Origin of the sequence: Mesorhizobium sp. AD1-1 (assembly GCF_020164655.1) — a bacterium.
Classification (GTDB): Bacteria; Pseudomonadota; Alphaproteobacteria; order Rhizobiales; family Rhizobiaceae; genus Mesorhizobium; species Mesorhizobium ciceri.
Window position 1 is genome coordinate 115,540 of sequence record NZ_JAIUGP010000015.1, and the last position, 19,412, is coordinate 134,951.

Consider the following 19,412-nt stretch of genomic DNA (forward strand, 5'->3'; position numbering starts at 1 on the left):
GAAAGCTGTTCTAGCTCATCCTCATCCGTGACCCCAGCCTGGTAGTAAGCCAGAATACGTGATGCGCGCCGCTCCTTCTCGGTTGCGGTTTCGTTTTTGATTTTGCTGCGTGCGAAGACGCGACTGAGCAGGGCAAGTTCTGATGGGGTGAAGGCGTCTCTATGCATCGCATCTCAACTCCCGCGCGCCCGTCTCGAGAGCGTCGAGGCGGGCTGAAGCTGTGTTGCAGCCTCTGCGCGTCTTTCGGAGATTAAACAAAAAGGCTGTCCGCACCAGCCAGAAACGGTCTTTTACCGGGTTCACGGCGTGATCTGCCCAACTGCATCGGCGGCCGCGACATCTGGCTCGATGGCGACAGCGGAGAACCCGGCATCAACCCGATCGCAAGACGCCTGGCTCCTCTGTTTCCTTGAACTCTTCCGTATCCCTGGGCGCAGCGACCAGATCCTGGAATCCGAGAGTGGCGACGAGATAGCCTGCTTCGTCGTAAACCTTCGTCACCCAACTGGTCGGGTCCACGCCATCGACAATTCCGTCGAGCATGGCCTCCTTGGCTGCACGCTTCGCCTCTCTGACAGCCTCATCTCGATCAGCCATATCGGCAAAGATTGCAGGCTGGGACATGCCTTCGATAAACTCGAAGCGAAATTTCGGCATCGGTCGCTCCAGTCATTGTACCAGCGCATCGGACATTTCTGGCAGGTTTGACGCTCAACGCGGCGGCGTCGAAAAGGATGCAGCGGGTTGATTGCGCGTGATCATCAAACCTCAGGCAGCATTGCTGCCTCCCATCTCCCAGTCGCCCTGCCAACGTGCGCGCACGGCAATCATCAGTGTGGCCGCTTCCGTCATTCCTGTTTCAAACAACCTGATCAGTTCTCTCGCTACGGCGTTGGCCGCCGCCGTGTCGGGCAAAATAGCAAATTCCTGGCACAGCGCGTCGAACGCGTCGCGAAGGATGTTCAGGTCACTGGGGTAGAGAGCTTCCGTATTCGTGCGGGTTGGTCGGCTAAGCATCAGGCGCTCCTATTTGGCTACAGTGGGATTGCTCCCAAGCAGCGGCGCCCGTTACACAGCCGCTGACAATGGCTTTATGCGGCACAGCCCAGCAGGTGTCATTAAACTATGATGCACGGCGCGTCGTTCGCCCGTTGAGGGCGCATATGGAGTTGTCCTTCGCTGATCGTGACGCAAGTTTCTTCGCAATGCGTCGGCCTAGCCCCGACCTGTTGTCAGGCGCCTGGAACTCTTCGCGACTGACGGCATTATCTAGTCCGACCGAACCGGGGGCGAAATGGGAGTCACGTCACGCGAACGTTTGTCTGAAGTGCAGCGCTTCGAGCTTTTGGCGGGGTTGGGTGACAGGATTCGGGAGATCGATGATCCTGCCGGACTGGCCTTCGCGGCAGCGGAATTGCTTGGGAAGCATTTTGGCATCAGTCGAGCCGGATATGGCACGATCGATCTCGAGAAAGAAACGATAGTCATCGACAGAGACTGGAACGCGCCGGGAATCCGAAGTCTGGCCGGAACTCTGAATTTCAGGGACTACGGCTCCTATGTCGATGATTTGAAGCGAGGCGAGACGGTCGTCTTCGAGAATGCCGAGACAGACCCGCGAACCCACGACCATGCCGAGGCTCTCAAGGCAATCAGCGCCCAATCCGTCATCAACATGCCGGTCACGGAGCACGGCGGGTTGGTTGCGTTATTGTACCTCAATCACTCCGAGCCAAGACACTGGACGCCAGCCGAGATTGCTCTGATTTCGGAAGTGGCTGACCGGACGCGCACCGCAGTTGAACGGCTTCGTGCGGAGAAGGCCCTGCGTGAAAATGCCGAGCGCCTGGCCTTTCTGGACCGCCTCGGCAGAGAGATCTCCCCGGCGACAGATGCCGACGCTGTCATGGAGGTCACCACCCGTCTACTTGGCGAACATCTAGGCGTTTCGATTTGCGCCTACGCTGACATGGAGCCGGACCAGGACCACTTCACCATTCGCGGCGACTGGAGCGCTCCTGGCTCGCCTAGCATCAGGGGATACTACAGTCTTGCCGATTTCGGTCGCCTCGCTGTTGGCAATCTGACCGCCAATCGGCCGCTCGTCATCAACAACAATCTCGAGGAAATTGCACCCGAGGAAGCAAAGACCTTTCAGGATATCGGCATAACGGCAACGATCTGCATGCCCTTGGTCAAGCAAGGCCGGCTGGCTGCGCTAATGGCCGTTCACGACACGCAGCGCCGCGTCTGGTCGCAGCGCGAACTGTCCTTGCTGGCGGAGGTGACAGAGCGGTCATGGGCTCACATCGAGCGCGTCCGCTCGGAACAGGCTGCCCGAGCGAGCGAGGAGCGGCTAAGGCTAGCAACCGATGCAGCCGCTATCGGAACGTGGGACTATGATCCCATCACAAGGGTGCTGCGTTGGGACGACCGATGCAAAGCTCTCTTCGGTCTGCCACCTGAGGCGGAGGTGACATATGAGAGCGCGTTCCTGGCCGGTCTCCATCCAGAAGACCGTGAACGGGCGGATGAGGCCGTACGCCGGGCGCTCGCGCCGGGCGAGTCTTCCCGCTACGACATCGAATATCGGACGATCGGGCTGCGCGACGGAAAGGAGCGTTGGATAGCTGCAACGGGCGAATCTCTTTTCCGGTCCGGACGCGCGGTGCGTTTCATCGGCACCGTCATGGATATTACCGCGCGAAAGCGGGTGGAGAACCAGCTTCAGATGATGAATGCGACTGCCGCCACCGTGGCAGCCGAGCTGGACGTGGAGCGCATTGTCCAGATTGTCACCGACGCTGGCGTCGCGCTGTCAGGCGCGCAATTCGGAGCTTTTTTCTACAATGTCCTCGATGACAAGGGGGACAGCTATATGCTCTACGCGCTGTCGGGAGCGCCACGCTCCGCTTTCGAAAACTTCCCCATGCCACGCAACACGGCCGTCTTCGAGCCTACTTTTCGCGGGACGGGCGTGGTGCGTTCCGATGATATCCTCATGGATGTGCGCTATGGAAAAAATCCGCCGAGGAAGGGAATGCCGGAAGGCCATCTTCCCGTGCGATCCTATCTTGCAGTGCCGGTCATTTCGCGATCAGGCGAAGTGCTGGGTGGCCTGTTCTTCGGACATTCCGGTTGCGGTGTCTTTGCCGCAGAGCATGAGACAGCCTTGCTGGGGCTTGCCGGTCATGCCGCCACGGCAATCGACAACTCCCGACTGTTCAAAGCGCTGCAGACACTCAATGCCACTCTTGAGCAGCGTGTGGCTGAGGAAGTTGCTGAACGCATCCGAGCAGAAGAGCACCTGCGCCAGGCGCAGAAGATGGAGGCCGTGGGACAGCTTACCGGTGGCATCGCCCACGACTTTAACAATATGCTGGCTGTCATCATTGGCGGTTTGAATCTCGTGCAGCGCAAGCTCCGAAACGGCGACACGAACGTGAACCACTTCGTCACCGGTGCAATCGATGGGGCACAACGCGCTGCGGAACTCACCAAGCGGCTGCTTGCCTTCTCCCGCCAGCAGCCCTTGGCACCGACGCGCCTGAACCCTAATCGACTCGTCTCCGGCATGAGCGAACTGCTGAGCCGAACGCTTGGAGAGACCATAGCAATCGAGACGGTGCTCGCCGCTGGGCTGTGGCATGTGGAGGCCGATGCAGGGCAATTGGAAAGCGCATTGCTCAACCTTTGCGTCAACGCACGCGATGCAATGCCCGCCGGCGGAAAGCTCACGATTGAAACGTCTAACGCCCATATTGACGACCGGTATGCGAGAGAAAACGCGATCTCCTCGGGCCAGTATGTGATGATAGCGGTCACCGATACCGGAACGGGCATGACTGCGGACGTGCTGGCAAGAGCCTTCGATCCGTTCTTCACCACAAAGGGAGTCGGCAGGGGTACCGGATTGGGACTTAGCCAAGTGTATGGATTTGTTCGTCAGTCCGGCGGCAGCGTCAAGATCTATTCCGAACTCGGTGTTGGAACCACCTTGAAGATTTTGCTACCGCGGTCGCATGGCGGCATTCCTGACAGCCCGGCCGCCGCCTTGGCGGGCGAGCATCCGGGACATTCAGACGAGGTCATCATGATCGTCGAGGACGAAGATCGTGTACGCCTGATGGCCGCAGAAGCGCTGCGAGAACTGGGCTATTCCGTCCTGGAAATGTCGGGGCCACGAGATGCACTTGCCGCCGTGGAGAGCGGGCAAGTGCCTTCGCTTCTGTTCACCGATGTGGTCATGCCGGAAATGTCAGGCCGCGAACTGGTGGACAAAGTCAGGACATCGCACCCGTCACTAAAGGTGCTCTACACCACCGGCTACACGCGAAACGCGATTGTTCACAATGGCACGCTCGATTTTGGAACGGAGCTTTTGACCAAACCCTACACGATCGACGAGTTGGCCGAGAAGGTCCGAAAGGTGCTCGATCGAAAGTAACGATCGGCCAGAGGCGATGTACTCAAGCGGCCGACCCAAATCCACTGTAGGCACGGCGGGGCGGTATGATGTCTCCCCGGAACCAGGGGGACTGCCGCGAGTTCTCTGGAATGGCAAATCATCCGATCACCAGCGCCCTTACCTCAATCGGCACACTGACTTCCCGTCCCGCTGCGTTCCTGGTCTTGTTGGCTTACGCAATTCTTTGGATGATTTTCGAGCGACAGAGCTTGGATTGGCATGGAGCCGCAACATTGTTCACCTGGGCGATGACGCTGTTCATCCAGCGCGCGGAGCACCGCGACACTCAAGCGATCCATGCCAAGCTGGACGAGATCCTGCGGTCAGATCACGCGGCTTCAAACATCACCCGGATCGACGATGAAGAGCCCGAGGAGATCGAAAAACATCGCCATCGCCAGCAACAGGGCGATTGACGTGCAGCCTTTCGGTTCCGTTGCGTCAGGCGCCCGCAAGAAGACCTCCCGCATTGCGCCTTGGCGAAAGGTGCTCATCTATCTGGCCATTGCCGCCATCGGCAGCCTGCTCACGGTGTTGATCATAAACCTCACTCCACAGCCGCGCGTTCTACGATCTATCGTCCCCCACCGGTTCGAAGCTGCGGATCCCCAATTTTCCAAGACGATGAGCAGCTATTCGCAAGGGCAGATGTTCGGTTCCAACGCGGTCCAAACTCTCGTCAACGGAGACGAAATATTTCCCTCAATGCTGCAAGCAATCGGGGCGGCTCGATCCAGCGTCAACATGGAAACGTATATTTATTGGTCAGGAGCCATCGGCTACGAGTTCGCGATCGCATTGGCGACGAAGGCCCGCGAAGGCGTCGAGGTCCGCGTGAACGTCGACTGGGTTGGCAGCCTTCCCTTCGACGAGGACTTGATCCGCATCATGACGACGGCAGGTGTGAGGTTCGAACGCTATCGGCCGCTACGCTGGTATACGTTGGACCGTGTAAACAACCGAACTCATCGCAAGCTGCTGATCGTCGATGGCCGGATCGCTTTCACTGGCGGGGTCGGCATTGCCGATGATTGGCGCGGGAACGCACGCAACTCAAATGAATGGCGCGACACGCATTACCGGATCGAAGGACCCGCCGTGCCCGCATTCCAGGCGGCGTTCGCCGAAAACTGGCTTGAGACGACCGGCGAGACATTGCAGGGCGGGAAGTTCTACCCTGCAGTTGCGCCCGCTGGTGGTCTCGATGCGCAGTTGATACTTTCTTCGCAGCCAAACGGCTCGGAGAACATGGAGTTGATGATGTTGGCGGCAATAGCCGCGGCCAAGGATCATCTGCGCATCGGCACGGCCTACTTCGTGCCGGACGACATCGCGCTGCAGCAGATTCTTGATGCGAGGAAGCGAGGCGTCTCGGTCGATGTCATCGTTCCCAATTGGCTTACGGATGTGCCTGTGGTGCGAAAGGGCTCGCGCTTTTTCTGGGGCGAATTGCTCAAGGCTGGTGTACGCATCTTTGAGTTTCAACCCACAATGTACCATCCCAAGCTTTTGATCGTCGACGATGTCTGGGTGAGCTTTGGCTCGGCTAATCTGGATGAGCGATCCTTGCGCCTCAACGATGAGGCCAGTCTGAACGTCTACGGCTTGGAATTCGCGCGGACGCAAATAGACGTTTTCAATGAGGACCTGAAGCGATCAAGGCAGGTCAGTCTGGAAGAATGGCAAGCGCGTCCGGTAAGCGAAAAGGTCACCGATTACTTTGCGAGCAGGTTTCGCTCCCAGCTCTAATAATGGCGAGGAGGCGGAGATCCTCCCCGCGATTGCTCGCCAGGTATTTCGAGCCTTGCTGGATCAGGTCGCGGAAGCCCTCCCTCCCAGCCGCGCTCGCCGCTGGACTGGTAATGTTTCTCCCAGTGTTCTGCACGGATGTGGAGAGCCTAAAAGACTTCAATCACCTTACGGCTTCTCTTTTTGAGAGCCTGGATAGGTTTGCGATGAATTTGCGGCTGCGCCGGCGAGGACTCCACCGGACGCTGTGCAAGCCTTGCTTGTCTCAGCCGCGCCGTCTTCTCGGCGCGTTGTGCGCGTTCAGCGTCCAGCGTCTCTTGGCTGATGCGTTTGGCGCGGTCGTATCTTTCCTTGTCATGATTGCGAGTCATGGCACCTCCTAGCCAGCAACAAAAATCCTGCGAACCTTTTTGGTGACGCGCTGCTTGCGTTCGATGGGAGACGGCGTGATCGCTTGTGCGAGGCGCGCTTCCTTCAACCGCGCCGTCTTGGCGGCGCGCTCAACACGTTCCTTGTCGACAATGATTGCCGCAGCTGATGTGGTCTCCTCGTTGCGAGCGTCATTATTGGTCCGCGGCATCTCAGCGCCTCGCCTTAATTCTTGTCGCCCGCAGCGCCATTTTGTACCTGGGTCGTGCTCTAACCTGGTGTATCGCTCCCTTGGGCGAGATTTTGCCTCGATAAGCCGGCTTCTTGCGCAGGTGGTTGTCGTTGTCCGCTTGTGGGATGGCCATCTAGGTTCTCCTATGCGGGCCGAACTTCGATGTGACACAAGTGTTCCAAGGCAACGCACATGCTGCTGGGCTATTTTCGATGTAAGGGAACGCGCGGATGCTCAGGCGTGTGATCGGGGCATTCTGACGGGGGCGTAGCTGGAACTTTGAGAGCGCAGATCGCGTCGGCGCCTGCACATGAACGGCGGCCTTCTCCCCTCTCGCAAAAGCTGTCAGCCGCGGCGGTGCGACTACCGGCAGCAAAGGAGCTTGGTGTCGACGATGAATTTCCTGGCGACGAGATCGTTCAGACTTTGCTGCAGCGCAGGATCCCCCCCGCGAGCGCATTAGCTCGGTATTGTAGGGCGTTAGGGCCGTTGAACCACCACCGGGGTGTGTCAGTAGCACCTTACAGGCAGCCGCAGGTCCAAACGAGCAGCACCGTTCCAAGCACATACGGGACCAGAAGCAAACCTATCGTCACCCAGAAAGCCGGGTCTGCCAAGGCGGCCATGTCCTTGCGAAACTGCTCCATGGGGCTACCCCGGCAACTTCGACAAACGAAAAGAGCTAATCTGGTATGGCCTACGGCCCGCTTTTGGCATCTTCGACCTCCAGCGCATCCATGAGGGCTGCCACATCGCTCGGTTCGCCAGCGGCGTCACCATGCACGCCAGGTCGTGCTTTCTTGAGCGCTTGCTCGATCGCATCTTCAATGTTTCCGAGCTCGTCCTCACGCACCTCGCGACCATAACCGGCCGCTTCGGCATCCTGCTCGAATTGCTGGGCCAGCACGGCGAAGCTCACTCCCTCTTGGCCGGCAAGAGTGCCGACATTCTCCTGCAGCCAGCTTTCAAAAAACTCTTTGGTCGCGTTCATCGGATAACTCCTCCGCCGGATTAAGCGCGGCGGCGATCCGAAGTTCCGCCATGGCGTCACTTTCTCAATCGGACAAACAGACGCGCGTGCGCTGACATTCACAGAAGGCAGCTGAACTTTCAGGGTCACATGGATCGCCGCTTTATTTGGCCTTTTGCGCATCCGGCGCGAACAGGGCCTGGCCTGCCAACTTCGCGTGCAACGTGCGGGCCAGGTCAAGATGTTCAAGCACCGTCGGCAGCTTTTCGGAGGCGAAGCGCTGAAGCGCTGCATCCTCGCCCGAGCCTATCTCCCAAGCCAGGAGCTGCGCCGTCCTTTGGTGATCGACGATCTGCGCCCCCAGGTAAGCCAGCTCAAACGCGGCGCCGTCGAGCTTTTCGAGATCGGAACGGATTTTCTTGTGATCTGGGTCGAGCCCTTCGGGAAGTGGGATTTTGCTTTTATCTGCCACGGATTTCAGCTGCTTATTGGCCTTGTCGTGATCATCGACCATCCGATTTGCAAATTCCCGGAGGTCTTCGTGGCTTGTCTTTCCAGCCGCGAGTCGCCCGAGCTCTATCTCGGCCCTGCCGCCTGCCGTAATTAGCTGTACGAAAAGCCGATCCTGATAATTCGTCTGGTGCGGTGCTGGGACTCCAGGCTTCTCCATACTCGTATCGGGGGCAAGACCGGCTGGATTGCCGATTTGCGCCAGCGCACAGCAGGGCGACACTGCCAGGACTACTGCCATTATGGCGGCACGCATGATGTCCTCCATTCGATACCTAGTTAATTGTCGGCCGCGGTTTTTCCCGGATATCTAGAGCGTGAGCAAATAGGCCACCAATGCTTCCTTTTCCGATTGGTCGAGCTTCGTTCCGAGCACCAGGTTGAAGAACTCAACGGTATCGCCCAGCGTCATCAGACGGCCGTCATGAAGATAGGGCGGAGAATCCTTGATCCCGCGCAACGTGAAGGTCTTGATGGGTCCATCTGGAATGGCAACCTGGTCGTTGAACGTCTGACCAACTTTGTAGAATCGCTCGAGCTTCAGGTTGTGCATATTGTTGTCCATGAAGGACTGGGCTGGAACATGACATTCGCCGCAGCGGCCCTTTCCCATGAACACCTGCTCGCCCTTGATCTCCAGCGCACTGGCGGTAGCCGGGTCAAGTCGTCCAAAGGGATCGAGCTTGGGTGCCGGAGGAAAATCGATGATGTTCTGCATCTGCGCCATCATCGCGACCTGGTTCGGCCGATCCGGCAGGTTCACGCCCTTGCGGGTGGCGCTCACGTGATCGCCGTTGAAATAGGCGGTGCGCTGTTCGAACTCCGTAAAGTCTTCCACGGAACGCAGCGAGCGCTTGGATCCGTGGATCTGCTGGTTGAACAAGCCGCGCAGGCTGGTTGTGTCGAGCCGGAAGCGCTCGGCTTGCGGCCGCACGTCCGGGGTGAGGTGAAACGCCCCGTTGGTGTGGAAATTGGAATGGCAATCGAGGCAAGCGACACCCGTGCTTTGCATCGCTACCTTCCTGTCCTCGGTCTGGTTGAATTCCTCCTGCGGAAATGGCGTCAGCAGCAGACGAAGTCCTTCCATCTGCACGGGCGTGATGATGCCGTTCATGTATTCGTAGAAGTTGCGTATCGTCAGCAGATCCCCTCGCGACACATCTCCAAGCTCCGGGTGCGTGGTCAGAAATATTGGAGGCGGAAACTCCGGCGTAAGGTGATCCGGTAGATCGAAATCGACGTCAAAGCGGCGCAGATCGCGTCCTTCATCAGCGCCGATCTCTCTAATCTCACTTTCAGGAAAGACCTGACCTCCGGCGGCCTGCTTGACGTGCGGCAACGGTAGGAAGCCTTGCGGCAACAGACCACGATCACGAATTTCCTGAGGGGTTTTCGCTGCCAGGCTGCTCCAGGTTTCGCCTGCCGGCAGTTTCACTCGCGAGCCTTCTTGTACAGCCTTGCGCCCGCCTGACATCATGACGCCGGGCATCGGCCGGTCGGCCAGATCGTAACGGCTCTCGAGCAGGCCGCGTTGCCGTTGTGTCACGGCCGGCTTTTGCGCCTCGTCAGTTTCCTTGACCGCAGAAAAAGGCAAGCTTGGCAATGGACGATACGTCAGATCCGGCGGCAGCGGGTCCGAAGCAACATTGAGCGTGAACGTTGCAGCGCCAAGCAGGACCGGCAAACCAAGATTGAAGATACGCGACATATCCCCTCCCCACAGCGTTGAATTTGGCCCCAACCAGTGCGCGCCAGCTTTGTTCCATAGCTTTGATAGCCCCAACGCTCACGCTCGGCTTTTCGATGATGACCGGTGTCGCTGCTTTGGAGGGTGCGATCTGCGTGCCTTGCCTGCGTGCCGCTCTCGCCATCTTCTGGCTGATGACTGCACGTCCGCTGCCGACTCGTGGCCTTGTAGCCCGCACCGAGCGAAGCTATTCTATCCCGACATTCCGGATTGTATCACCCCATCGGCCGACGACCCGTCAGACATCGCCGCATTGTTGATCTGGTCCGTCCCGAACTGAGCGACCTGAACCATCATAGCCTTGGCCTTTGCAATGAGTTCATCGTCGGGAAGAGTATGCCCGGCCTGCAGGGTAACTTTAATACACTCGCCTCCCTCGCCCCGAAATTCCACGACCGGAGCCTGGTCTCGGCTGACGACAACTCCCATCATCTGCATAAAAACCTCCTCGTCGCTTCCTGTATTGGCCAGACGCTCGGCCATCTAATCCTTGACATAGGCCCCAGGTTGACGCCCGCCTCTGGGCGCCTTGGCGTCTTTCGAATGCTCGGCGACCGCAGGGCCTGCTCCGGATATTTTCTCTGGGGCCGGTGAAGGTGTCGCCGGCTTTGACGGGGTCCTGCCGCTCGATTTCTCGGGGCGGGGTGATATGTCAGTTGAAGACTTGTCTGAAGAAGTCATGGCTCTTTCCCTAGCGCGAAAACCCCAATACCAACCTGCGAAACGCCGTGACGTTCCATCGCGATATGATCTCCGTTGTTGAACCTGGAGGCCTCGCTGGGACGCACCGGCAATGGGCTGATTTCGCAAGACGAATGGCAACGGCCAAGGCGCTCGGGCAAGACACAGCCTGACACATCGCGGCGCGGGTATTGGAATACGAGGCGACGCGAAACGCTTCATTGAGATCATCCATCACGGAACCCGCGACAGGCAGCAGCTTCGTCATTTCTGCAGAAATGCGGTTTGCCAACGCGGATACCGCGACCATGCCTCGCCCGCCACTCTCTCCAATTGCCAAGCGCCCGTTTGCAGCGCCGACCTCGAGGAGCCTGCAATACAGGCTGACTCGGCAGCTCAACCGATGAGGAACAATATCTCCCTTTGAAAGTTCTGGCCGACCCATGAAGGAGGTATGAAATGTCAGAATCACGCGAATGGCTTGTCCAATGGCTCAGGGATGCTCACGCCATGGAGGAGCAGGCCGAAACCATGTTGAATGGGCAACTGAACCGGATAGAGAACTATCCTGAGCTCAGCGAGCGGATTCGCCAGCACATCCAGGAGACCAGACAGCAGGCTGCTCGGCTGGAAACCTGTCTTGACCGCATCGGACAAGGATCTTCCACACTGAAGGATGCCGGCGGCAAGCTGACGGCAATGGCGCAGTCGCTCAGTGGGGTGTTCGCCGGGGACGAAGTGATGAAGGGATCGCTTGCAAGCTACACGTTCGAGCACATGGAAATCGCCTCCTACACAATCCTGATCGCCGCCGCCAAATCGCTAGGCGAAGCAGAGGTCGCCCAGCTCTGCGAAGAGAATCTGCATGAGGAAGTTGCGATGGCGGACTGGTTGAAAAGCCATATTCCAGCGACAGCCGAGCAGTTCCTCGCGCGGGCCGACTCGGAGAGTGACAACGCCAAGCGCTGATCTACGATCGTGGCTCGCAGGCGATAAGTGAGCGCCGGTCAGCGCAGCGTACGGGCCCGCGCTGACCGCCGTGGCGCGGGCCCACATAGCAACTACCTTGACCAGGTAATTTTCGTATCGGTCTTGGGGGTGACCGGCCTGTTTGGGCGCTATGCGTCAAATGTTCTGGCATAGTTGCCGGATCCGAAGGTCTTGCCGAACTGCGAAACGTTGCGATACCGATCAGCTCTCTACACTGACGACACGCGCACAGGCGTCCTTGCCGTTCATCCCCGGCCATCGACGCTGTCGCCGCCTGCTTTCACCACGAGAGGAAACTTATCTCCACGGCCGACACGTGGCGTTGCGATCCGGCACCTCTGATGCCGGAAGCCCTATCGCGGTAATTGGTTGGACAGTCCCCCAAATTGCCTGCCTCTTCAAAAGCCCGCTACGCCGGTGGCGGGCTTTTGCTTTGTTGGTGCCGGCATGCGTCAGGAAGGCAGTCGGCGATTGACGGGAACAATTTAGCGAACAGTAAATTCAACGGTCTTCTGGTAGGAGGCCAAAGTGTCCCAGCGAAGCGTCGACAAAGACCGATTGGAGCGCGCAGACCGCGAGGCAAAAGTTGCTAACGCGGCCGAGAGAGAGGCGCGCTATTTGAAAACTGCGCGACTTCGAGAACAACGCCTTGCTGCCGAAGCCAAGGGTCCCCAGGCTGCGAAGAAGGGGCGATCCAGGAGCTAAGGCGCTTTGCCGCCGACGCTGGCCGTGAGACAGCGACGCCCTTCTGATGGAACATTACACTACGCTAATAGTTCTGGCGCGCCGGGGCACGCGACGATCCCGGCACATCCTCCTTGGGGCGCCCGCCGTTGCCGTGAATGGAGGCGGGTACAAGGCGCGCTCGACGCGTCGGCGAGGGGAACATCATGAATCCCGAAAAGCCCAGCATTTATGCGCCGTCCGCCGAGCTGCTCGCTGCCATGGCTAATGAAAAGCGCCTTCTCGCTCTAATGATTCTTGCTGACGGAGAAATATCCGTTTCTGATCTGGCGCCGCGATTAGGGCTTAGCAATTCAGCACTCTCCCAGCATCTCGGCATAATGCGAGAATTTGGTCTGGTCACCCGGAGGCAGGAGCGCCAAAAAGCGTATTACTCGTGCACAGATCCTGCCCTGAAGGTCCTTGAGCTCCTGGACTGGCTTGTTGAGCGGAAAACTCTGCCCGGCCGCGACCATCATCCATAAAGCCCGGACCTTTTGGAAGGTTGCGATGTCGCGACTTCAAGGCTCGTCACCGGATTGTGGAGATTTGTACGCTTCAACCCCGCCGCCAGCGATGGCGGCGGGGCTGGATGGTTCGTTTAGTCGTAAACCTTTATGATTTTTCGGGTACCCGGGTCCACCAGGACCGTGCGGTTGTCGACCACCACGTAGCGGTATTTGACGTTGGGGACCTCATGGATCTCAACCGTGTCCGGCAGAGCTGTCCCGACATTCAGTTCCACGCCGGGGAGCTTGACCGACGCCAGGGGCTGCTTCTTCACATATTCGCGGATGACGGTGTCCTGTTCCGGCTGGATAATGATGTCGTCCGCGGCGGCTGAGCCGATCCCAGCCAATAGCAACATCGCTGCTGCGGTGTTCTTTAGAAGCATGTTCATATCTGCACTCCTGTAGGGACGGGCGCAATACGGTCATCGTCCCGCGCCGCCCGGCAAGTTGAACCTGGAGCCGCCCTAAACGTTCCGCCTAGGTACTTAGGTCTAGTCCCCTTGGGGCCTAAGTCTGGTCCTGGAACACGCATTGGTCCTGTCAGGGGCAGCGACTGGAACGCCTGGCTTCCGCGGCTGTTGTCTCTCGAATTTGGAAGAATGCAGATGGATAAAGTGTGGACCAAGCACCCTGGTTATTCGCGGCTGTTCCCTTTCTCGTGATGGCACTCGTTCTTGGCTGGCATGTGGTGGATCGGCGCAGCAACGTCCCTTCCGACGCCGAACCCCTGAATCTTTAACTTGGAGTAGGTGACCTGATGTTGCGCGACAAAGAGAGTCGGATCTTAGAGGCAGGCTCGCTGGCAGCGGTGCCTGTTTGTGTGGCGATTACCGCAGTGGTCGCCTTGATGACCTTGGCCAGCATATGAATCGGTTCCTTTTCGCGGCCTCCGACTTCCTATCTCGGCCGCCAGGCTTCTATGTCATGCTCATGGCAATGGTTTTGTGCACCGCCCTGGTGCCTTTTGGACTGACAAATGCGGTCACCTATGCCCTGTCGGTTGCCGCCATCGTGATCACCGGTGTTGTCCTTTTACAAGGCTATCGCGATACCGCCGCCATTCACGCAAAACTCGACGAGATTATCGTTTCACTGAACGAAACCAGAAACGACGTTGTCGGATTGGAGCATGCCGAGCCGGACGAGATCAGGGAGAAGCTTGTAAAACTCGAAGAAGAAGCGTCCCGAACGATCGGGGCTGCCAGGCGCGAACTTTCGAAAGCAACAGGAGAGAGATCATGAACAATCTCATTTGGCTCGTTGGTGCGGTGGTCGTCGTCTTGGCGATTTTGAGTTTTTTTGGCCTTCGATAGGCGACGAGCTTTCCGCCGACAACCTGAAGGATCAGGGGGACCACACTTGGCGTCGCAAATTGCTTTCATGAATGACAATCAGCCGCCCCCCGACAAGTTGATATCCGAGCCACCGCCAGATTGGCAGGGCGTGCTTTTTGCCACCGCTGCCCTCGTCTCATCCTTATGCGCTCTGCTGCTGGCATTTTGGATGTCGGTTTGATCGCTGTCGGAGGGGCCCATTGTCCTATTAAGAGCCAAAAAGGTTTGGCATCAAAGTTGCATTGACAAGTTGGGGCGGATGAAGCCCGCCGCTTCGGAAATGGGGCGGCGGGCTTTCATAAGCTAACCCTCAGAAACGAGCCTTGGCCGGCAATTTACGTGGCGAAGGTCACGCATGTCGACTTGCTGACCCCGACGGGATGCCTGGGTAAGCGCAATCTGTGGCGCTACCGACGTCTTTCCGCCTTTGTGGTGATCTTCTGATCGGCCGTCCCGTCTGCTTCAGGCTCTTGCCGGTAAGCATACCAAACTCACCGTCGGATTTCCGCCATCAGGTCCCCTCTGCGAGCAATGACAACTCTTCGATCGGTCTGGGGTTCGCGGCGGGACGAGAGGGGCACTGCTGGCGCCACTAACCGCAGGTTGGCCAGTCCGCGTCAGGCTTGAATATCGGATGTCAGTTCATTGGCCAAACGATCATAAGCATCGGCACAGCAACAATGACTACGAGGAAAGACAGGGCAAGTCCCAGACGCGGATAGTCGCTGAAGCGGTAGCCACCCGGCCCCATGACAAGCGTGTTGCACTGGTGTCCGATCGGGGTGAGAAAATCACAGCCGGCGCCAATGGCGACAGCCATCAAAAACGGTTCGGGCCTGTAGCCCAGATCACTAGCAAATTCGGCGGCGATAGGCGCCATGACAAGGACGGTGGCAGCATTGTTGAGGAATGGCGTAACGGCCATGGCGGCGACAAGGATGAGCGTCAGTGCGCCGGACGCCGGAAGGAGGGTCCCCAGTCTGGCAAGCTCGCCGGCAACTACTCCCGTAGCTCCTGTACTGCGTAGTGAATCGCTCACTGGAATGAGAACGGCGAGCATGACGAGGATAGGCCCATCGAGCGATTGGTAAACGTCGCGGAGCGGAATGACCTTGAAAAGCACAATCGCGACCGCGGCCGCGAAAAAAGCGACAGAGACTGGCAGTAGCCCAAACGCCGTCGCCACCATGGCGAGAGCAAGGACCACTACCGGCACGATGCCCTTGCGGACGCTACCAAGAAGGATAGCCCTTTCTGCCAGCGGTAAGCAGCCGAGTTCACGAAGTATCTCGGGCATCCTCGCTGCACTGCCCCGCAAGACGACAACGTCCCCGAGCCTCAGCTCGACTGCGGCCAGCCTGCGGTCGAGGCGCTCCCCACGACGGCTGACGGCCAGGAGGTTGACATTGAAACGATCGTAAAGGGCAAGGCGCTGGGCGGTCCAGCCGATCAAAGAGGAGCTTTCACCGATTACGGCTTCGATAGCGACCATTTCGTTGGTGGTGTCGTCACCACCGCCCCTATCCCCGGTCACGCTGAGCCTGCCCTGGGAGACAAGGCGATCCAGCGCTTCTGGGTCGCCCTCGAGCAACAGGATGTCATCCACCTTGAGGACCACGTCGGGCAGTGGCGTCATCCGCATCGTGCGATTGCGCAGGATCGACGTCACGATTGCATCGCCGCCGGCGAGCTTCATGAGGTCTGCGACGGTTTTCCCGAGCACCGTGGAGTCGGCGACAATTCGAGCCTCTGTAAGGTAGTTCTTGATGTCGAGGGCTTCATTCAGCGACCCGCCAAGCTTTTCGCGCACCGGCAACAACCAATAGAAAAACAGCAGGAAGATCGTTCCGGCAGCGGCTATGGCAGCTCCAACAGGTGTGAAGTCGAACATTGTGAAGGCGGTTCCGATCAGCTCCTCTCGCACTCGGGACACTACGATGTTGGGTGATGTTCCCACCTGCGTCATTAGTCCGCCGAGCAGTGACCCGAATGCCATGGGCATCAGGAATATCGAGGGTGAAATGTTAGAGCGGCGCGCGAACTGGAAGGCGATCGGAATCATGATAGCGAGCGCCCCGATATTCTTTACAAAGGCAGAGAGGATCGTGACCACGATCACCAGCAGCGCCAGTTGCGACCGAACTCCCGATAATTTCGGAGCAAAGCGCTTGATCGCGGCCTCCATGATACCCGAGCGTGCTATCCCTGCGCTCACAAGCAGAGCACTGCCGACAATAACCACGATATCGTCGCTGAACCCGCTGAAGGCTTCGTCAAAAGGCACAATGCCAACCGCGAGAGCAAGCAACAGTGCCACAGCCGCGACCAGATCATATCGATAGCGACCCCACACGAACGCTGCCATCATCACGAAGGTTACGGCAAACGACAAAATTTGCGGCGTAGTCATGTCTTCGAATGCCCCGGCCGCCAATGCGACTAATGAGAAACCCCAAACCGCCCCTTTTGTTGCCTCGCTCATTGCGGGGCCAAAGCGGTCCGGCGGCGTTTGGCCAGGAGCGGATCGGCAGTGTTTAAAAACGGATTTTACGAAGCGGTCTTCGGACTTTGACAGACATCGATGTGCCCTGACCAATCCGACGCTTCAGCCCCAAACCAAGAAGGCCGAGCCGGGATCAAAAAGGATGCGCTTGCCTCATGTCGAGTCCACCTGGAAATCGCCCGGAGACCACGGATCGGGCGGCGTGCGGAGATCCTTTTCTCACCTGAAGTGCGACAGCAACACCCCCGATATGCAGGGAGGGTGCCTCTGGTGCCTGACCCGTGGGCGAGCAGTTTTCTTCGCTACATTCGATTCTCAGGAAGCTTGAATCACGCGGCTTCTCTTTTGTTTTCGTAGCTGACAGGAGCCCCCCTCGAAAGCCAGATCACACCCTCGAGCCGAGTTCTTCTCAGCATCGATCAGCTCATTCTCCCCAGTCAAGCCGTTCAGAAACAGCCTGAGTACGTGCGCAGCTGTCCGTTCTCCGGCCCGCGAAGCAACAGGTACGCCGCGCTCTTCGCAGACCGTCGCACAAACACGGGCAAGCATCACAATATCGCTCGGCTCCAAAAATCGACCTGGATACAACATACCGTCCTCTGTTGGAAAGCCACGTGAGCCTTTGATTACGCGAGGTCACCGGCAGCAACAATCAACTATGATAGTCTGCACCTCGACTGGTTCAGTAAATTTGAGCGGCCCTCAGACGGTCGGCATTGCGCCACTCCGGATCGGAAGGACGGGGCTATCAGGTAGGTTTTCCCGGAAGGTCGATCCGATCCGAAATCGCGCGGGTTTGGGTAATGCGCACGGTCGCTGATCTAAGGGTAAGTTGGCCGGTGAAATGCCATGTCGGCATTTTCGGGCACCTCGAATTGAAGCCTGATTTGCAGAAGCTGGAATCGCTTGGTGGCGCAGACGCGCAAATCAGATAGAGGCGCGCACCATCGCCCGGTGAAGGCACCTCGACGAGTTGCCGCGAAAATCACCTTCGGAGGCCTGACCGTCGCCTACTCATCCCTCTGCCAACGCAGGGAACAAGATCCTGTTTGCAATGTTGGGCGCAATGCCAAGTTCTTCCCCCGGTCATGTATTTGACGTGGCTATTGTCGGCGGCGGCCCCGCAGGACTTGCCGCAGGCATGTATCTGGCGAGATTCCTGCATTCGGTGATCGTGGTCGACGCTGGCGACGCACGAGCCAAGCTCATTCCAAAATCGCATAACTCTCCTGGCTTCCCGGACGGCGTAGGCGGGCCAGAGTTGCTCGGCCGTCTCAAAGCCCAGGCACAGAGATACGGTGCAGGTGTAGTGGACGGTCGTGTAGCGGGCGCCAAGAAGCGCGACGGGACCTTTGTGCTGACGACCACCTTCGGGACCATCCGAGCAAGGCGCATGGTTCTTGCAACCGGGATCGTGGACAAGGCCCCGGCAATAGAAAGGCTGGAGGAGGCGGTCGCGGCCGGCACCGTCCGACTGTGTCCGGTCTGCGACGCCTATGAGGCCGTGGGCAAGCGCATCGGCGTCGTAGGCCCAGAGCATCTGGCACTCAAGGAGGCTCTGTTTTTGAAGGAGTACAGCGGTCAGGTCACCTTGCTCGCCAACCATCCGGAGGATATTTCCGAGGCCGCTCGCGGCATGGCCTCGGCAGGCGGCATTGACATCTGGGACACCGTCGAGGATCTGGTCGCTCGGGCAACTGGGTTCGACGTTGTCATGGCCGAAGGTGCGCCAATGCGGGAATTGGATGTGGTGTACCCCGCAATGGGGTCTGATGTGCGCTCTGAACTTGCCGTCGCACTCGGTGCAGAGTGTGACGCGCAAGGATATGTTCTGGTCAGCCGACACCTCGAAACGTCGACTGCGGGTCTCTATGCCATTGGAGACGTGGCTGAGGGCCTCAATCAAATTGATTGCGTTTGGCCATGCCGCCACCGCAGCAACACATATCCACAATGCACTTCAGTCTAGACCGGAAAGCTGACCGGCCACCCTGCCATAGGGCGCGCGCCATAACGCTCTAGGTCAGCTTCTACATCTAGGTCGATGAAGCGAATTGGGCAGAGCCCTCCGTTTCTCCTGGGCCAGGCGGTGAACCGACGCGCCATGATCCGAAGCCTCTGCGCGCATCTAAGATGCGCTTCGAAGGACGCTTCAGATCCGCTCATTGGTGGCAGGCCTCGGGCGCGAAACGTTCAAATCAATTTTGTTCGGCAGGTCTGGCCAGGCATTTTTGATGGCGGTGGTTGTCATTCGATGGTCAGGCGGGATGATTACCATCCGGACGTGTCGTTCAGGCCAGAGCGGGTTCCCGAAAATCAAAAAAACGACTGCTACCAGGACGCTGACCAACCCCGCTGCAAACACGTTCGCGATGATCTCACCAGGTTGCATACGCTCTCCATGAATGAGTACCCGCCACGCCAAGCGAGCCGTGGCGGGTGATCAACCAACCGACGATGAAGGGACGATGATCGACGGTCACATTCCAAATGTGGAAAAGGCTTCCTTGTTTCATAGGTCGGACCTTTGCGATTCCATGTCGGGCTTTAGTCGGACCCAGACACGGTAGAGTGCTTGCAAGGAAGTGTGTAGCAGCGCCAGCGCGAAGGCCCGTCTACGGCCA

General features: G+C 58.4%; 18 protein-coding genes. 7 read left to right on the forward strand and 11 right to left on the reverse strand.

All coding sequences use genetic code 11. The features are described from left to right. Positions 1-372 precede the first annotated feature (372 nt). Complete coding sequence (locus LB519_RS24830) at positions 373-657, reverse strand: DUF6894 family protein (RefSeq protein WP_128369282.1); 285 nt, start codon at positions 655-657, stop codon at positions 373-375. A gap of 111 nt (positions 658-768) precedes the next feature. After that, complete coding sequence (locus LB519_RS24835; RefSeq protein WP_013525118.1) at positions 769-1,017, reverse strand: hypothetical protein; 249 nt, start codon at positions 1,015-1,017, stop codon at positions 769-771. Between the two features lie 277 nt (positions 1,018-1,294). On the opposite strand from LB519_RS24835, the gene LB519_RS24840 reads away from it, so the two are divergent. From LB519_RS24840 to LB519_RS24850, 3 genes are all read left to right on the forward strand, one after another. Beyond that, positions 1,295-4,447 carry a GAF domain-containing protein gene (locus tag LB519_RS24840; RefSeq protein WP_224621427.1) on the forward strand — a complete coding sequence of 1,051 codons (3,153 nt, stop codon included), beginning with the start codon at positions 1,295-1,297 and terminating at the stop codon, positions 4,445-4,447. A 110-nt stretch (positions 4,448-4,557) separates the two neighbouring features. Beyond that, positions 4,558-4,884, forward strand: coding sequence for a low affinity iron permease family protein (locus tag LB519_RS24845; protein ID WP_027036398.1), 327 nt, complete (start codon positions 4,558-4,560; stop codon positions 4,882-4,884). Further along, the gene (locus LB519_RS24850; protein ID WP_224621428.1) at positions 4,829-6,217 is read left to right on the forward strand and encodes a phospholipase D-like domain-containing protein; all 1,389 of its coding nucleotides are present in this window, start codon (positions 4,829-4,831) and stop codon (positions 6,215-6,217) included. Before LB519_RS24845 ends, LB519_RS24850 begins: the two co-directional genes overlap by 56 nt. Positions 6,218-6,366: 149 nt before the next feature. On the opposite strand, the gene LB519_RS24855 is transcribed toward LB519_RS24850, so the two are convergent. The 6 genes from LB519_RS24855 to LB519_RS24880 form a co-directional block, all read right to left on the reverse strand. After that, a complete protein-coding gene (locus LB519_RS24855; RefSeq protein WP_224621429.1) occupies positions 6,367-6,588 on the reverse strand; it encodes a hypothetical protein in 222 nt (73 codons plus the stop codon). Positions 6,589-6,596: 8 nt separating this feature from the next. Continuing rightward, complete coding sequence (locus LB519_RS24860) at positions 6,597-6,797, reverse strand: hypothetical protein (protein WP_224621430.1); 201 nt, start codon at positions 6,795-6,797, stop codon at positions 6,597-6,599. Positions 6,798-7,515: 718 nt separating this feature from the next. After that, the gene (locus LB519_RS24865; protein ID WP_224621431.1) at positions 7,516-7,809 is read right to left on the reverse strand and encodes a hypothetical protein; all 294 of its coding nucleotides are present in this window, start codon (positions 7,807-7,809) and stop codon (positions 7,516-7,518) included. A 142-nt stretch (positions 7,810-7,951) separates the two neighbouring features. Beyond that, on the reverse strand, positions 7,952-8,554 hold the full coding sequence (locus LB519_RS24870) for a DUF4142 domain-containing protein (protein WP_224621432.1): 603 nt from the start codon (positions 8,552-8,554) through the stop codon (positions 7,952-7,954). 54 nt (positions 8,555-8,608) lie between these two features. Continuing rightward, a complete protein-coding gene (locus tag LB519_RS24875; RefSeq protein WP_224621433.1) occupies positions 8,609-10,006 on the reverse strand; it encodes a cytochrome B6 in 1,398 nt (465 codons plus the stop codon). A 231-nt stretch (positions 10,007-10,237) separates the two neighbouring features. Beyond that, positions 10,238-10,528, reverse strand: a complete 291-nt coding sequence (locus tag LB519_RS24880; RefSeq protein WP_224621434.1) for a hypothetical protein — start codon at positions 10,526-10,528, stop codon at positions 10,238-10,240. A gap of 657 nt (positions 10,529-11,185) precedes the next feature. Between LB519_RS24880 and LB519_RS24885 the strand changes: the two genes are divergently transcribed. Next, the gene (locus LB519_RS24885) at positions 11,186-11,695 is read left to right on the forward strand and encodes a ferritin-like domain-containing protein (protein WP_224621435.1); all 510 of its coding nucleotides are present in this window, start codon (positions 11,186-11,188) and stop codon (positions 11,693-11,695) included. A gap of 911 nt (positions 11,696-12,606) precedes the next feature. Next, on the forward strand, positions 12,607-12,924 hold the full coding sequence (locus tag LB519_RS24890; RefSeq protein WP_224621436.1) for an ArsR/SmtB family transcription factor: 318 nt from the start codon (positions 12,607-12,609) through the stop codon (positions 12,922-12,924). 116 nt (positions 12,925-13,040) lie between these two features. On the opposite strand, the gene LB519_RS24895 is transcribed toward LB519_RS24890, so the two are convergent. Continuing rightward, complete coding sequence (locus LB519_RS24895) at positions 13,041-13,340, reverse strand: DUF1236 domain-containing protein (protein WP_128338348.1); 300 nt, start codon at positions 13,338-13,340, stop codon at positions 13,041-13,043. Between the two features lie 475 nt (positions 13,341-13,815). On the opposite strand from LB519_RS24895, the gene LB519_RS24900 reads away from it, so the two are divergent. Further along, positions 13,816-14,193, forward strand: a complete 378-nt coding sequence (locus LB519_RS24900; protein WP_224621437.1) for a low affinity iron permease family protein — start codon at positions 13,816-13,818, stop codon at positions 14,191-14,193. 729 nt (positions 14,194-14,922) lie between these two features. On the opposite strand, the gene LB519_RS24905 is transcribed toward LB519_RS24900, so the two are convergent. Then, positions 14,923-16,695, reverse strand: coding sequence for an SLC13 family permease (locus tag LB519_RS24905; RefSeq protein WP_224621465.1), 1,773 nt, complete (start codon positions 16,693-16,695; stop codon positions 14,923-14,925). Between the two features lie 1,234 nt (positions 16,696-17,929). Here LB519_RS24905 and LB519_RS24910 point away from each other — a divergent pair. Further along, positions 17,930-18,757 carry an NAD(P)/FAD-dependent oxidoreductase gene (locus tag LB519_RS24910; protein ID WP_263484979.1) on the forward strand — a complete coding sequence of 276 codons (828 nt, stop codon included), beginning with the start codon at positions 17,930-17,932 and terminating at the stop codon, positions 18,755-18,757. Between the two features lie 183 nt (positions 18,758-18,940). On the opposite strand, the gene LB519_RS24915 is transcribed toward LB519_RS24910, so the two are convergent. Continuing rightward, positions 18,941-19,180, reverse strand: a complete 240-nt coding sequence (locus tag LB519_RS24915) for a hypothetical protein (RefSeq protein WP_224621438.1) — start codon at positions 19,178-19,180, stop codon at positions 18,941-18,943. Between the last annotated feature and the right edge of the window lie 232 nt (positions 19,181-19,412).